This window comes from Gardnerella sp. DNF01159 (assembly GCF_049244215.1).
Taxonomy (GTDB): domain Bacteria; phylum Actinomycetota; class Actinomycetes; order Actinomycetales; family Bifidobacteriaceae; genus Bifidobacterium; species Bifidobacterium swidsinskii.
This window is the reverse complement of sequence record NZ_CP058387.1, coordinates 826,218-839,954: the sequence shown is the minus strand read 5'-3', so window position 1 is coordinate 839,954 and position 13,737 is coordinate 826,218. Positions and strand designations below refer to the sequence as shown.

The window sequence follows — 13,737 nt, the reverse complement described above, 5'->3', positions numbered from 1 at the left end:
CTTTTTGTTTGAATAAATTTTATAAAAACGTATAAATTACTTAGCAGTTATGTCAGACGCAGTGCACATTACATTAGCAGAAGTTCCAGTTGCGCTCTTATGAGACACTTCTTTGCCATCAACAGTAATTGAACATTCAACTTTGTAATTGTCTGGCGTTGGATTATCAACGTCTATTTTTGGCGATGCCATGATTGTCCAATCCTTTTGAGCATCCTTGCCAGTAAAGACTTTCTCCCAAACACCATTATTTGTGCTTTCATTGCTGTTAGAACCAGAAACTAATAAGTTAATATCAGTTGGAGCAGTGCCCTTAACTTGAATCTTCATCTCTTTAGCATTCTCATTGGCAATACCTTTTGCCATATTGTCTAGCTTTTTACTTGCTTTATCTAAGCCAGACTTAGCTTTATCTATAGAAGCACTAAAACTTGCTTGCATAGATAAAGTAATTACTATTGAAAGGATACCTAGAACAAGACCAGCGATTACCATTCCATGACCACGCTTGTGTCCTTTTTTACCAGTTGATTTCCAAGAGCATCCAGCAAAAACTATTGCTAGAACTCCCAACACTATGCACAAATTGTTAATAATTGGAACTACAGAAAATACAATGCTAATAATACCCAATACAAGCGCAGATACTCCAAGCCCACTCAAATGCTTGTTATTGTTATCATTATTCACTGGAGGCATTTCCATATTCTCCCCATTCATCTTTCTTCCTTTCTTAATTCGATTTGAAAATTATGCAAAATTAGAGTCAGCCCCAAAATTTGCATACATCACAATAAAGTTTATTCACTTAAAAAAAAAGCAATATTTTTTTCGAACTATGAGGATAAAAGGTTCAGTTACGAGTTTCACAATTCAACTGCGTATTGTTTCAGAAGAATGAATATGCTAGAAGGTCACACAAAACTTGTGACCCTCTGCTAACAGCAATCAACACTTCTTAATATAAATCCTGACTTGTAGAAACTACAGATTTGTTTTTAGTTTTGTGGGTTTGTTTATATTAAATTCATTCCTTAGTCATGTGAATATAGGATTTGAAGAGAATTTCTAGGCGCTCGTCGTTATTAGTGCAAGGCTTTGTAGCACCAAAAGCAACATCTACTATTTTATCTAGCTCGTTGTGAGCTTTGCGCAAATCTGGAGGCATGTAGGTCGGTCTAGTTTCTTAACTCTTGGATACTCTGAAACTGTTTGCTTTCGTACTCTGAAACTGTTCCTTCTAAACTCTGAAACTGTTTGCTTTTATACTCTGAAACTATTGCTTTCTGTGTTATATATCCCAACACTCATCACGTCGAGACTGTCGTATTGATGTCAAAGGCTGATTAGGTGGGTGCATTTTTGCCCTTGTGTAGCAGGGGTTTGCGAGGGCTATCGTTAAAAGGTTTAATGAGTGGCTGCTTTAGGCTGGCTTGGCGTGGTTTTTGGGCGCAGTTTGGCTGTTTGAGGAAACATGTCGACGCTCTAGGGTCGAGTGCACAGGATGTTAACGTTAAAAAGTGCACCCACTTTGCACCCAGCTGGTGAAGTGGGAAATTGAAGTCATAAAACAAAAATAAGGTAAGATTTCACATATAAGGTGTGGTCGTACCTTATTTTTTGGTCTATAACCCGATAATTGAGAAAAATGAGCAATCGTAATAGAGGATAGTCTGCATATTTTCATGTGAATTTTATTTTCAAAATCATACATAATTCGCGATAATTACATTAATGCCAGGATGAAAGTTGGTGGAAATATCTGGTATATATGTGTTATAACATTTTCGTTGCAGTGTATTGACAAGACATCATAAATGATTTATAACTATGGTGAGAGTTGAGAATGCAACATTCGTCTATGATGTTGCGGATTTAGCTCTATAGGAGGTTTTTACTTGAAAGAGAGGAGATGATTATTATGAAGAAGCTAACACTAGAAGAATCTCGCTCGATTAGAGCTGGATGGATGTGCGTTGTCTGGGGTTTCATCTGCTGGGGATGATTCTCTAGTTCTGCATATGATTATATTACCAGATTTCATTACAACAGTAGATTAGGTTAGTCTCATTGTAGTGTTCTAACTGTAATCTATTTGCGTAATTTAGTATTTGAGAAAATTGATTTGATTGTATGATGCTTTTTAACATTTGTGATTAAATCTGTAGCGTGGAGGCTATGATATCCTCCACGCCTTGAAACTTTGAGGAGCTCAATAGATGGTGGCTTATCCTCATAATATGCAAAATTTGACTTCAGATTGCGGTATTGCAGTTATCAAATCATTGCTAGAAAATTATCATAGATTTAATGAAAGAAGTTTTAAATCGGTTGTTTCTAGTTTAGATATTGAGCAAGGTTTATCTTTGTTTAATATTGAAGAGGTTTTGAAACAATTCGGAGTTTACGGTTCTAGTTATGAAGTTGAAGATTTTCATCTTCTTGATTTTACTAAGCCTATGATATTACTGGTTGATAGCAATGGCGAAAATCATTATATTCTATCGTATGGTGTTAAAGACGGTAAAGCGATTGTATCTGATCCTTCGCATGTAGTTCTAGAACAGGTTAATTTAAACGAGTTAAAAGGGGTATTTAAAGGGTATGTTTTCATAATTGAAAATGTTGTGGAGCGTACTCATCAGGAAAAGTTACTGCAAAAACATAGTCATGTAAAAAAGAATCTTAAATTACATGTTGATCTTTTATATTTAACAGTGTTGTTATGCATAATTCCAATTATAATTATTTTCTCAATTCAATATTTTTTGATTTATCAATTGCGGAATCTAGTTATATGGCAAGTATTGGTAATCTTTATTTTTGAGACATTGCTCACGTGTATTTATGTAAAATTAAAGACGGAATATAATGGAATTGTATCAAATGAAGATTCTCTAAAGCAAGAAGCGTTGGCTTTTTCTTTTTTGGAAGATATAGACCAGTTAAGTGAAAAAGATGAGAATATCTATAATAGGCTGATAAAGTTTTGGAATAATTTTAATGCGTCGGACTGGCAGTTAAAGAGGTATCTTTCATATTTCGAATTAGTTTGTGTAGTTCTTATTTTTAGTGCGACTTTTGCTTTTAGTAGAGGGATAGCTTTGTTGTCGATCGTATGCATGCTTACCTACGTCATTATCTTCAAAAAAGGCATCGTGACAAGAAAAAATTATAATAGGAATTATTTCAATAATATGGGAGAGCTTTCTGTTTTCATTGAGGAATCGATTCATAATAAGCTGGATAGATCCATATTCTCAAGTAAAGAGGAAGTATCTACTTATCTGAAAAGCATATTGCTCAAAGTGAAAGATTCATTTGCTAAACAGCGAGAAAGCACAGCTCATATTTTGACACTTTATGATGGGGTTATGTATCTGAATTTAAGTTTGATTTTTGTTTATGTAATGCTTATGTATTCCATCAAAATGGATATGAAAGTTGTCAGCGTTTTTATCAGCTTTGTAATCGTTTATATGGTTTATAGTCTTGGCAAGCCCGCTATACAAAAATTTTTAGATTTGGAGAGATATTCTTCGCTTGATTCCCATTATCGTAAACCACCTGCTATTGATAGAAACAATGCAGCAGATTTTACTATTACTGGAATATCTTTAGAAAATGTTTCAGTTTCGTACAGTCAAGACACTTCAGTCTCAGTCCTTTCTGGAATATCAAAGCAATTTCGTAGTCATAGCTTGATTTTGGTTAAAGGGAAGAATGGAATAGGCAAATCGACTTTAATGTATGTTATTATGGGCGTAGTACCAGTGTCTGCTGGAAGTGTGCATTATTATGACTCTGATAGGGATTTGTATGGTTATCCAATAGAAATGATTCAGAGTAGAATAAGTTGTTATCAGCAAAATCAATTTTTAAACTATGCTTCTATTTGTAAGAATGTTGCATATGATATTTATAAGAATGCAAGACAGCCAGTAGATAATATTTTTAAACTTGATTTAGATAAGATAATTTTTTATAACGGTGTGAATTTATCGCAAGGGGAACGACAGAAGGTTTTATTGTCTAGAAGTTTGAATAAAGAAGCAGATGTGTATATTTTTGATGAGCCTACTTCAAACTTGGATGATTCTTCTAAGAAGATTTTTATAGACAAAGTCTTGGAGTTAAAAAAGACTGCGATGATTTTTATTGTTACTCATGATGCAATGTTCGATAAAATTGCTGATGAAATAATAGATTTGGATGTGATTAAGAAATGAAAAGCAAAAAATGGATATTTGCAGCTACCATAGTAATCCTCGGTCTTATCAGTCTGCTGTATGTAGGGTATAAGACAAATAATGTTCGTTTTGGTATAATTCGTGATGATTTGCCAACACTAGTTTCAGGAGATTATAAAAATAACGATAACTTATCGTTAAATCCAGGAGTGTATGCTATTTATGCAAAGAGAGGCAAAGGAGAGATACGCTTTGCTGGAAAGCTGTACAAGCTTGATGATGCTCTTTTTGTGCGTGCTCAGAAACAGCCAGGAAATGTTAAAAATGCTGTTATCTACGAAGAGAGTCCTAAAATTTTTATTGGTGAAGATAGTAAGATTTCTGTAAAAGGAGATCGGAAATTTTTAGTTTCATTTGTTAAGAGGTAATCTTATGAAGATATCTCATTTGAAAAAATCATATGGGGGAAAAGTCGTTTTAGATGACATTTCTTTGGAAAGCAGTGCTGGGCAAATTATTGCGTTAGTAGGCAATAATGGTTCAGGAAAAACCACGTTAATGAAGTGCATTGCAAATTTGATAGTTGATTATCAAGGCAATATTGAATTGGACGGTTCACTTTCATTTGCTATTGAGAATCCATCTTTTTATGACGAATTTTCTGTACAGGATAATCTTAGAGTGTTTGCTGCTTTGATGGGGAGAAAAGACTTTAATTGTGATAAATTATTGCATCAGGTGAGTCTCGACGAAGCAAAAAATAAAAAGTTTAAACAATTGTCGCTAGGTATGAAGCAAAAATTAAATATTGCTAGAATATTGCTCTCAAATAGTGAAATTATTCTTCTTGATGAACCTTTCAATGGATTAGATGTTCTTACTATAAAGCAGTTAAAAGACACTATCTTGTCATTGCGCTCACAAGGTAAAAGCCTTGTAATTTCAAGTCATATATTAGATGAGTTAGGTGAAATTGCTGATATTGTATGGTATTTAAAAAAAGGGAAAATTCAAAAAATTGTTAATTTTAACGATAATCTAAGAATTTATAATGTGATTGTTGTAAATGATGTGGATATTAGTAAATTGCTTTCTAACAGATATGAGGTTTTTTGTCGTAGCAAAGATAACAAAGAATCAACTTTTAGAATTAAATTGCCTAGAGAGGATATTGCCAAGGTTCTTAAATTGCTGATTGAGCATGGGGTACAAATCGTGGAATACAGTGATATTACACATGATATTAAAGATTTTATGTTGGAGGAAGATGATAATGAAGTACTATATAAAATCAGAAATTATTAAGTTTAGTCATCAGAAGCTTTTCTTATTGTCTTTTGTTTTGTATTTGGCATGTTGCGTGTTTATAGTATTTCAAGCTAAAAGAGGTGCATTTTTATCACAATATAAATTCTTTTCAACGATAACTATACTATTTTTAAGCCTATATCAGATATTATCAATTGGTGAATGGCAAGAGAAGAAAATTATTCATCATTATCTAGAGTATATTCCTAATAGGATTAAATTATTGTGTTTTATATATGGTGAATACGTAAGCATTTATCTAGTCGTAAATTTGGTATTTTTGTCACTAAATTACTCGTCTCTAGGGATAGTTATGCATCAACTGCTCGTATATCCGATAATTTTCCTTTTGTATATTGCTATAAATATGAATCTGTTGATATATTTTGAAAAAGTTGGTGTTACGATGATTCTTTCCTTTATATTATTATGGATATTGCCGAATTTAATAAACATAATATTGTCTCAAACATCCGTGTATTCTTTTCAGATATTTTATTATTTATCACCAGACTCGTTCACCGCTCTTACGTCTGCAACTTGTATTATTGCTCTAATGTATATTGTTATGTTTTTCCTATTGTCGTTATTACAATTTACGAAAAAGGAGTACTGAGTTATGAAAAGTGTAATATCTCGTATACTTCCAGCTATTGTCATAATGTTATTCGTTGGTTTTATTGCATATATTCATTTGAGTGGCTTAAGACCCTCATTTTCAGTATTACAGGAGAATAATATCTCAAATCTTAAAACTGGAGAAGTGCTCTATTTTGGTAGTTCAGGCTGTGGAGCATGTCAGGAATTCAATAAAGTTCTAAAAGAATATCAAGATGAAACGCATGCTAAAATTTATTATTGGGATGCCACAGACATGAAGATTGTGAGAAAGGCAGCTGAAATAAAGATTTACAATACTCCAACTATTGTAATGAGGAAGCGTGGGAAACTGGTAATTTCTCAAGGATATAAGAATTTGAAAGAGTTAGAGACTTTTGTAGAAAGCTAGTAGCGATGAAGAAGATTATTTTATACATTGTTTTAGTATTCAGTTTAATTGCAAATGCTTATTTTATTGTTGGACAAACTTACGAAAAGGATATGACGCATCCTACATTGACTATGTATGATAAATTAAATAGCCTGTTGGAAAAAAATTTTGTGTTGCGCAATAATGATGGAAAGAAGCTTATAGTTTATTTTGGAAGGCCGGGTTGTGGTGATTGTAATAAATTTGATCAAATATTGGGGGAAATGATCGACAAATATAAAATTAGTGATAGATTATATTATGTCAATGTTGAGAGGATTCACGAAAATAAATCTGAATGGCTTCAGTTTAAGAAGAAGTATAACATTAAAGGTACTCCGACGTTGGCTATATATAATCATAGAAAATTGTTAACAAAACTAGATTTTGAGGAGCATGGCGGATTCTCTCTTAAAGAACTAGAGATGTGGATTAGTAGAAATCTTGTTTCAGAATAACTAATAATGCAAATGCTTGATTTTTATGGTTATTTCCTAGAAAGTGTGCATAGAATTGGTGTGTCGTTACCATATTCTCATATTCATGCCAACCCTTTTCGTATAAACAAGTATGAATCCTCCCATGGTTTGTACGGGATTAATCGCGTTACCGTACCCTGTTATTTCTTCTTTTCCTCGTGAGGAGTATTTATAGTTTCTTGTTTAAAAAAACTTAACAGTCGTTTCATGACCAATTGTAACGGTTTTTGACGTGTTATATATTGACGATGTTGCTTTGAATAAGCGCCACATGTTTTGCATCTCCATCGTGTTTTCTTTGCACCGGTTTTACCATTCCTAACCATCTTGTTGCTACATACACTACCAATGGGATTATTGCAAGAGTTCATCATTTAATTACAACAGTAGATTAGGTTAGTTTCATTAGAGTATTCTAATTGTAGTCTATTTGCATAATTTAGTATTTTGGGGAATAACCCTATTTCTATTTGTTACAAGTAAAACTTAGAACACCTTATACATTTTATGTGTTATCAAAAATAGCAACAACAATTGTATGGCAAAAAATTATTGGATAGAATGAGTATTAAACCCAATGATAGGTCTTTTATATATTGTAATTACAAAGGAGAATTTCTATGAAATGTCATATTTTTAAGTCTATTGCTGTAGTTGTTGCAGCATTATCAACCTGTGTTTCTCTGGTATCAACTGCTCAAGCTAATGAGATAGTGGATAACGGACCAAGTGTTGTAGAAAGCAATGTCGGTGATGCGAATATAGATAATTATGCTAAGCGTCTTGAAATTATTTTTTCAAAGTATCTCAAGTTTGATGAAATTAATAAAAAATGGACTGTAACACAAGCAGGGGAGTTTTCTCATGTTCCGAAAGAAGTGCTTGAGAATTTAATTCATAAGCTCAATGCAAATGCATCTGTTGGTGAGATTTCGTCTAATGATAATCATGCAGTGCGTTCGAAGGATTATGTTAAATGTATAATTAAGACTACTGGTCTAATCGGTATTACTGGAGTATTTACTGCTACTTTCAAAAAGTTACTTGAAAAGCATCTTTGGAAGCAAGCTGCTATGTATATTTTAAAGGCAGTTGGTTCATCCGCATTTAGAGGTGGAGTTATGGGTCTAGCTACAAGTTTAGCAGCTTCTGCTATTTGGTGTTCGACTCCGTTTAGTGAGTGAGGAGGATATTCTCATGTACAAGGTTCTTATGTTCGTGCTGAAGTTGGTTATGTTTACAGCTGTGAATTTTATGTTCCTTTACTTGTCGATGGTGGTATTCGGCCATGATTTTGGTGTGATGTTCAAAACGTATGGGAATGCGCTCGGTCCGTTTACGTTCATGCTTGCTTTGATGACAACGATGTCGTTGCCTAATGAAGGAACTATTTTTGAGGGTAAGCGGCAAAAAAGTGTGTCTAAAAACCCGAGTTATCGTTGAAATACCAAGGAAAACTTGCTGTAGTTAAGCTGAAAAGCTTAACATTTAGTATTACTTGACATTGAAAACAAAAGGGGCTTAGGACAATTTTTAGACATTTTGTGCAATCATAGCACGATGTTCCATAATTGTCTTTTAAGCCCCATTTTAATTCTGTGATTGTTGTAAAAATCAATATAAGTATGAATAGCTTGACGTAATTCTTCTGTACTATCCCAGTTATGTTGCAAGAAGGTTTTCTCTTGCCAGAAGCAGGCTATCTTCTTGATATTAAAAACCATAAATAGATTCAAAAATGCATGTTTAGACCATTTGAGCCAGTCTGTTTCATTATAATTATTCTCTTTAACTACTCTAATCTTGCGCTCTAAAAGTCCAATACGTTGCTTAAGTGGAATTATTTTGCCAGTTGTTGCATTAGAGAAAATACTGAAGCATATAAAAGTTTACTTAATAATTTATTAGCTCTTACTGTTGTTATTACTGATGGGAACGCTGGCGCGTTGAGCGCTATTAAACAAGTTTGGCCAGAGACTCGAGTACAACGCTGTTTAGTACATATTAAACGTAATATACGCGTATTAACTACAAGCAAGCCTAGGCTGCAATCACATAAGGCTTTGTGGGGTTTAGCTAAAAAGTTAGTTAAAATCAGAACGTTGAAAGAATCTGATTTATGGGTTAATTTACTACAGAAATCTTATAACCAGTGGAAAGATTGGCTTAATCAAAAAACGTTCCGTAGGAATGTTTCTGAAGAAAATATTCCTTCTTGGGTAAGAAGTAATCAACAATGGTGGTATACGCACCAGACAGCAAGAAAAGCTTATAATCTGCTTGCTATACAAGTTAAAAATGGTACACACTATTTACCTTTCTTGATCCTTTACTATTAGAGAAAACGAGCGTTCCTATTCCTAGTACTACTAATGCTTTAGAAGGTGGTATAAATTCACAGATAGATAAATTGGTAAGTGTTCATAAAGGATTATCTGAAGATCACATGCGTAGAGCTATAGAATGGTGGTGTTACTTCAGTCGTGAAAATCCTTCAAATCCTAAACAATTTATAACTTCTGAATGTTTTAAACCAAAAAATAAAAAAATTATTATTGATGATAATCCAATCGGACCAGCTCATTTAGACACTGGGTTTAACTTATGTAAAGCTGACTATCATCCAGATATTGCAATCAGAAAAGGGACTATGTGTTAAAGACACGCCGACTAATAGACACACTTTTTGCCGTTTACCCTTAGTTTCCCCCTACACGCACGACAGAATAAATCGGGCTTGACACTGCAAAATCATTCACAAGCATCAAGCCCAATACGTCAATTTCCGATCATTGCAACCATTTTGGATTCACAGCTGGAATTCCCGGATATAAATTCGTATTTTTCTGAGCTGTCAAATAGAGAAAATCTTTATTAACTTTTATTTTTTTCAATAATTTTCCAGTCTTCCTATCAAATCGTTCGATAACAAAATCTTTCAAATCAGAGGTATCGATAATCGATGGTATACGAACTATTTCATGGTTTCCTACCAGCAAACGATAGTTGACGCCCGCTGACGACTCTTGACGCGTAGTTTTATCTAACAATCGGCGAAGAACACCTGTTTGCGTATCAAGAGTAAACACTCGTCCATTCTCGGTATCAACAATATGAAGAAGCTTTTCATCGTATGCCTGTGCGTTTATGTAACCAGCAATCTCATAAGAGACCGTGGTCGGACCATACAACACTTGACCTTTGCTGTTCTTCAATGGAATTGTTGTTATTTTACCAGTTTTCACATCCCATCGCACAAGAAAATGTTCCTGAATAGCTTTAACATCATCAGCAGAATCGCTGTGTTCTACTGCCATATCCTTTGTGCGAGCAGACGATGGACCATACGAATATAAGAAAGTAATCACACCATTGTTGCATCGTGGGCTATAAGCAGCATCAATTACTCCTGTAGATTCATTTTCTCCTTGATATAATTGCTCACCCACCATGTCTTTTTCATGGTGCCGCGATACCTCATTTAGGCCAACATTTGCTTCATTGACCATGCGATACAACACAACTTCATGCTTGTCTGTTTGAGCAATTGCATACGCTTGATTGCCACAGGTAGAACAAGTTTTAATAAATAGGTTCTCTGAAAATTGTATTGTTTGCTGCTTACTCTCACCTTTAGAAGTCGTAGAAAGAATCTTATATGTTGTTTTACCTCTATGCTTCATCATGCTTTCGTCATACAGATCAACAAAACCGCCATTAGCAAGAGAAAATGCAAAATTCTGACGTTGCACCTTTTCTATAGAGTTTACCGTAGGTTTTCCAGCGTTCACTGGTATGAAATAACTATCACGGGAATCTGTATAGTGAAGCGCCTCAGTATTCCAAATTGGCGTTTGGCCTTCTATATTGCTCACCTTATGCAGCTTAAAACTGCCATCTTCATAAACAATTGACATAAATGCGCTGCCATTGGGAATAAGAGATGTCTGAGGGTTATGCAGCGGGATTGCAACAACCGCATGCTGCAACCGAAGATTTTCAAATTTCTCCGAATGAGCAGATACTGTATATTCTGTCGATAAAACCCAATGAAAGGCACCTACAGTAACGGCTGCAATTACAGCAATTATACCTATAACCCCGAAAATCCAGACTACTACTCTATGAGTTTTATTCCCAGTTGTGAATGAAGATTGAGGTGCAGCATTACGCACATAATCATCATTCACTCTCTTGTGAGCTTCAGATTCATGAATAAATTTTTTCCACATAATGACCGCACCTCAACTACTGAACATATTGATATTCCCTAACATATCCAGAATTTTTAATATCATATGGCCACACATATTCACCACTACCAGTATCCAAATCAATACCAGCACCATAATAATATGCAGCCCACACTAATTGAGAACAGTTAAGACCTCCCCAATCATTTCTATTAGTATCAGTAATATCTGCATTGTAACCCCTACCAATATAACCAATTGCCCGACGCGCCGCTTTATCGCGGTTTCCCTGGGAAGTTTTTACTTCAAGAATAGAGGCACCGCCGGCTGCGACACTATTTTTCCTTGATACTCGATGAGCATTCTGGAACATCCCTACTGCTTCGACAATATCATCACGATTAACATAAATTCCAGTATGCCCATGCTTCCAAACGAAAAATGATGAATTATTAGAAACAAAAATATCTCCTGTATGACGAGCTCTTGGTAACTGTGTATTCCCACTTCTTACAGAGAACCTCGCAGTATCTAACACTGAATCACGAACCGATTTCTCCACCCTACTAGCAATCGAGTCAGGGCTCTCACCAGTGCGACGCGAGGTCTCCTTTATCTGCTCATCAATTTCTTTTTCACTGAGTGTGTGATTCAGATAAGTTGATATATCCCCCAGTCTTTGCTGATAATTCTCATTATTATCTTGTCCAAATGCCAATGGGGAAAAAGTAAATAAACAAGCAGCAGAAACAACTACAGATAGACTTCGCATTATTATATTTTTCATAATATCTCTTTCTCGATAAGAAGGCATACTATGCATCTTTACAATAGTAAAACACCTTGCTCTTATTGTACGCTTCTATGAAAAAATATGCAATACTCTTTCCCTGCAATCTCGTGTATACGACCTCGTATATGTGCGTATTTGTCAGGTTTTTGAAGAGCCTTTTTAGCATAGTAATAACTTGAACGTTTTATCTGAAGTGTTTTAATCAGAAGCTCTAACGGTAACACTAAAAGTAGTTAGGCCTATAACACTTTTTGCGGAGTGAGGATTTCTGATATTAATACGGTTGGGATTATATTAGATTTGTTGGGATTGTATTAAATACAGTTGGGACTTTATTAGCTACGGTTGGGACTCTATTAGAGCGTGGCTAATGCTCGTTTTGTTTTCTAAAACGGGTGTTCTTTAACGAGAAGGGGGGTGAAAACATTGTTAACGCTTAAACCTCAAAGCACGTAGCTTTCAAGGCAAGTGTGGTTTTTACATGTCAAACTGTTATAAAAACGAGATTATTCCACTCTTTTTCACACTCATGATACGGGTTTTAAGAAAGAGCGGGTAAATGTTATAAGAATTTTTGGAACAATTAACAAGATTGTGGTTAATGATTAATCAATAAGACACTACTAATAAACAGTTAAAGCCTGATTAGCTATAGGGCGATGAGATACGTCAATAGGATCCTCATGGTTTTTTCATGACTCCTATGAAGTACCTCTATTCTACTATGGCTGTTTTTCAGGTATTAGAGTCGGTACTTCATAAAGTATCGGCTCTTTTTTGTATGTGTCTTCACCCTACCGCTGCAGGCGGGAAGGGTGAGCATGAGGACTCGCAAAACTAATAGCAACGATCGAGCAACATATAAGTATACAAGTTGTGTTCGTAATGAAGATGGTAGTTATAGTGAAGAAACTATCGAAATCAAGCCAGGCGAAAACGGTGTCACTGAAGCGGATATTAAGATGCTTCACTCAATGGATGACAGAGAGGTTTACTACAACAATAAGAACCTGCGTCCTACTAGAACTGCTGAAGAAAAAGCTGAGATTGAAGCGTGGAAAGAAGAATATATCCGGAATTTTAATCTTAAGCACGGTTATGAGCCTAACAAGGATGATGTTGATTATGCTGCTAACGAGCATTTTCCACGTAACTATAATCTTTCACTGGATTTTGATGCAGATGGTGAGCTTGAAGTAGATAAAAGTCATCTTGCTGAAGCTCTCAGTACTACTGATGATTATGGTTTTATTACCAACGATTATGGTTTTGAAATGTCAGAAGAAATGGAGAATGCGTTTTCAACACTCACTGACAAGCAACGTCAGGTTATTCGTTTGATGTTTATTGAAGGATACACTCAGTCAGAGATTGCAAGCATGCTTGGTATCTCGTCTGCTGGCGTGAAAAAGCATCTGGATAAGGCTCTCGAAAAGCTTAGAAAAACGCGTTAAAAAAAATTCTAGAAATTTTATTTGGAGGAGGTTAAAAACTCCTCCTTTTTCTTTGCCTGTGATGTGTAAGGAAGAAACCCCTTACAGAAAGGAGGCAAAACTCGTGAAACACAAGATCGTTATTAACGTCACCGGTGAAAACGGTGAGAAGAAACAGGTTCTACGTGGAGCTGTGATGCGATTACCTCAACGGTTTATCCGCTGGCTGTTTGGTGATTACTCGCAAGTCTACCTATTAGATCCCGGAAAGAGCGTTCAGTCAGTTGATGTCAAAGAAGTTTAAGGAGGAA

General features: G+C 35.0%; 16 protein-coding genes and 1 pseudogene. 11 read left to right on the top strand and 6 right to left on the bottom strand.

The window, feature by feature from the left end; translation table 11 throughout:
- Nucleotides 1-36: 36 nt before the first annotated feature.
- Nucleotides 37-720, bottom strand: coding sequence for a DUF4190 domain-containing protein (locus HXT39_RS03310; RefSeq protein WP_004111526.1), 684 nt, complete (start codon nt 718-720; stop codon nt 37-39).
- 307 nt (nt 721-1,027) lie between these two features.
- Complete coding sequence (locus tag HXT39_RS03305; RefSeq protein WP_004111528.1) at nt 1,028-1,168, bottom strand: type IIL restriction-modification enzyme MmeI; 141 nt, start codon at nt 1,166-1,168, stop codon at nt 1,028-1,030.
- 1,051 nt (nt 1,169-2,219) lie between these two features.
- Between HXT39_RS03305 and HXT39_RS03300 the strand changes: the two genes are divergently transcribed.
- From HXT39_RS03300 to HXT39_RS03275, 6 genes are read left to right on the top strand one after another with little or no spacing between them, the layout of a single operon-like run.
- Nucleotides 2,220-4,229, top strand: coding sequence for an ATP-binding cassette domain-containing protein (locus HXT39_RS03300; protein ID WP_103014022.1), 2,010 nt, complete (start codon nt 2,220-2,222; stop codon nt 4,227-4,229).
- On the top strand, nt 4,226-4,618 hold the full coding sequence (locus tag HXT39_RS03295) for a hypothetical protein (RefSeq protein WP_103014023.1): 393 nt from the start codon (nt 4,226-4,228) through the stop codon (nt 4,616-4,618). Before HXT39_RS03300 ends, HXT39_RS03295 begins: the two co-directional genes overlap by 4 nt.
- Before the next feature lie 4 nt (nt 4,619-4,622).
- Nucleotides 4,623-5,495: an ABC transporter ATP-binding protein gene (locus HXT39_RS03290; protein WP_016798451.1), complete on the top strand. Its 873-nt coding sequence runs from the start codon at nt 4,623-4,625 to the stop codon at nt 5,493-5,495.
- Nucleotides 5,464-6,114 (top strand): hypothetical protein, encoded by a 651-nt coding sequence (locus HXT39_RS03285; protein WP_103014024.1) that lies wholly within the window; start codon nt 5,464-5,466, stop codon nt 6,112-6,114. The genes HXT39_RS03290 and HXT39_RS03285 overlap by 32 nt, the downstream gene beginning before the upstream one ends.
- Before the next feature lie 3 nt (nt 6,115-6,117).
- A complete protein-coding gene (locus HXT39_RS03280) occupies nt 6,118-6,507 on the top strand; it encodes a thioredoxin family protein (protein ID WP_004125685.1) in 390 nt (129 codons plus the stop codon).
- A 5-nt stretch (nt 6,508-6,512) separates the two neighbouring features.
- Nucleotides 6,513-6,986 (top strand): thioredoxin family protein, encoded by a 474-nt coding sequence (locus HXT39_RS03275; protein ID WP_004125686.1) that lies wholly within the window; start codon nt 6,513-6,515, stop codon nt 6,984-6,986.
- A 161-nt stretch (nt 6,987-7,147) separates the two neighbouring features.
- Here HXT39_RS03275 and HXT39_RS03270 read toward each other — a convergent pair whose 3' ends face one another.
- Nucleotides 7,148-7,333 (bottom strand): hypothetical protein, encoded by a 186-nt coding sequence (locus HXT39_RS03270; RefSeq protein WP_032834794.1) that lies wholly within the window; start codon nt 7,331-7,333, stop codon nt 7,148-7,150.
- 294 nt (nt 7,334-7,627) lie between these two features.
- On the opposite strand from HXT39_RS03270, the gene HXT39_RS03265 reads away from it, so the two are divergent.
- Both HXT39_RS03265 and HXT39_RS03260 read left to right on the top strand, forming a co-directional pair.
- Nucleotides 7,628-8,191, top strand: coding sequence for a hypothetical protein (locus tag HXT39_RS03265; protein WP_004125687.1), 564 nt, complete (start codon nt 7,628-7,630; stop codon nt 8,189-8,191).
- 13 nt (nt 8,192-8,204) lie between these two features.
- Nucleotides 8,205-8,450: a hypothetical protein gene (locus tag HXT39_RS03260; RefSeq protein WP_004125688.1), complete on the top strand. Its 246-nt coding sequence runs from the start codon at nt 8,205-8,207 to the stop codon at nt 8,448-8,450.
- Between the two features lie 107 nt (nt 8,451-8,557).
- Here the strand turns inward: HXT39_RS03260 and HXT39_RS03255 are convergent, their stop codons facing one another.
- Nucleotides 8,558-8,731 (bottom strand): IS3 family transposase, encoded by a 174-nt coding sequence (locus HXT39_RS03255; RefSeq protein WP_076002745.1) that lies wholly within the window; start codon nt 8,729-8,731, stop codon nt 8,558-8,560.
- Nucleotides 8,732-8,863: 132 nt separating this feature from the next.
- Between HXT39_RS03255 and HXT39_RS03250 the strand changes: the two are divergent.
- Nucleotides 8,864-9,666, top strand: a pseudogene (locus HXT39_RS03250) (transposase); the annotation flags it as partial.
- A gap of 130 nt (nt 9,667-9,796) precedes the next feature.
- On the opposite strand, the gene HXT39_RS03245 reads toward HXT39_RS03250, so the two are convergent.
- Both HXT39_RS03245 and HXT39_RS03240 read right to left on the bottom strand, forming a co-directional pair.
- Complete coding sequence (locus tag HXT39_RS03245) at nt 9,797-11,239, bottom strand: hypothetical protein (protein ID WP_004125695.1); 1,443 nt, start codon at nt 11,237-11,239, stop codon at nt 9,797-9,799.
- A 16-nt stretch (nt 11,240-11,255) separates the two neighbouring features.
- Nucleotides 11,256-12,014, bottom strand: coding sequence for a hypothetical protein (locus tag HXT39_RS03240; protein WP_004114709.1), 759 nt, complete (start codon nt 12,012-12,014; stop codon nt 11,256-11,258).
- Nucleotides 12,015-12,814: 800 nt separating this feature from the next.
- Between HXT39_RS03240 and HXT39_RS03235 the strand changes: the two genes are divergently transcribed.
- Together HXT39_RS03235 and HXT39_RS03230 are read left to right on the top strand one after the other, a co-directional pair.
- Nucleotides 12,815-13,447 (top strand): sigma-70 family RNA polymerase sigma factor, encoded by a 633-nt coding sequence (locus HXT39_RS03235; protein ID WP_103014025.1) that lies wholly within the window; start codon nt 12,815-12,817, stop codon nt 13,445-13,447.
- 61 nt (nt 13,448-13,508) lie between these two features.
- A complete protein-coding gene (locus HXT39_RS03230; RefSeq protein ID WP_016815920.1) occupies nt 13,509-13,730 on the top strand; it encodes a hypothetical protein in 222 nt (73 codons plus the stop codon).
- Nucleotides 13,731-13,737: the final 7 nt, after the last annotated feature.

Bases quoted from the DNA above. Each gene is read 5' to 3' on its own strand.
- HXT39_RS03235 (WP_103014025.1), top strand. From the start codon at position 12,815: ATGAGGACTCGCAAAACTAATAGCAACGATCGAGCAACATATAAGTAT.
- HXT39_RS03255 (WP_076002745.1), bottom strand. From the start codon at position 8,731: ATGGTTTTTAATATCAAGAAGATAGCCTGCTTCTGGCAAGAGAAAACC.
- HXT39_RS03290 (WP_016798451.1), top strand. From the start codon at position 4,623: ATGAAGATATCTCATTTGAAAAAATCATATGGGGGAAAAGTCGTTTTA.
- HXT39_RS03295 (WP_103014023.1), top strand. From the start codon at position 4,226: ATGAAAAGCAAAAAATGGATATTTGCAGCTACCATAGTAATCCTCGGT.
- HXT39_RS03275 (WP_004125686.1), top strand. From the start codon at position 6,513: ATGAAGAAGATTATTTTATACATTGTTTTAGTATTCAGTTTAATTGCA.
- HXT39_RS03285 (WP_103014024.1), top strand. From the start codon at position 5,464: ATGAAGTACTATATAAAATCAGAAATTATTAAGTTTAGTCATCAGAAG.
- HXT39_RS03245 (WP_004125695.1), bottom strand. From the start codon at position 11,239: ATGTGGAAAAAATTTATTCATGAATCTGAAGCTCACAAGAGAGTGAAT.
- HXT39_RS03310 (WP_004111526.1), bottom strand. From the start codon at position 720: ATGAATGGGGAGAATATGGAAATGCCTCCAGTGAATAATGATAACAAT.
- HXT39_RS03260 (WP_004125688.1), top strand. From the start codon at position 8,205: ATGTACAAGGTTCTTATGTTCGTGCTGAAGTTGGTTATGTTTACAGCT.
- HXT39_RS03305 (WP_004111528.1), bottom strand. From the start codon at position 1,168: ATGCCTCCAGATTTGCGCAAAGCTCACAACGAGCTAGATAAAATAGTA.
- HXT39_RS03230 (WP_016815920.1), top strand. From the start codon at position 13,509: ATGTGTAAGGAAGAAACCCCTTACAGAAAGGAGGCAAAACTCGTGAAA.
- HXT39_RS03300 (WP_103014022.1), top strand. From the start codon at position 2,220: ATGGTGGCTTATCCTCATAATATGCAAAATTTGACTTCAGATTGCGGT.
- HXT39_RS03280 (WP_004125685.1), top strand. From the start codon at position 6,118: ATGAAAAGTGTAATATCTCGTATACTTCCAGCTATTGTCATAATGTTA.
- HXT39_RS03265 (WP_004125687.1), top strand. From the start codon at position 7,628: ATGAAATGTCATATTTTTAAGTCTATTGCTGTAGTTGTTGCAGCATTA.
- HXT39_RS03270 (WP_032834794.1), bottom strand. From the start codon at position 7,333: ATGGTTAGGAATGGTAAAACCGGTGCAAAGAAAACACGATGGAGATGC.
- HXT39_RS03240 (WP_004114709.1), bottom strand. From the start codon at position 12,014: ATGCCTTCTTATCGAGAAAGAGATATTATGAAAAATATAATAATGCGA.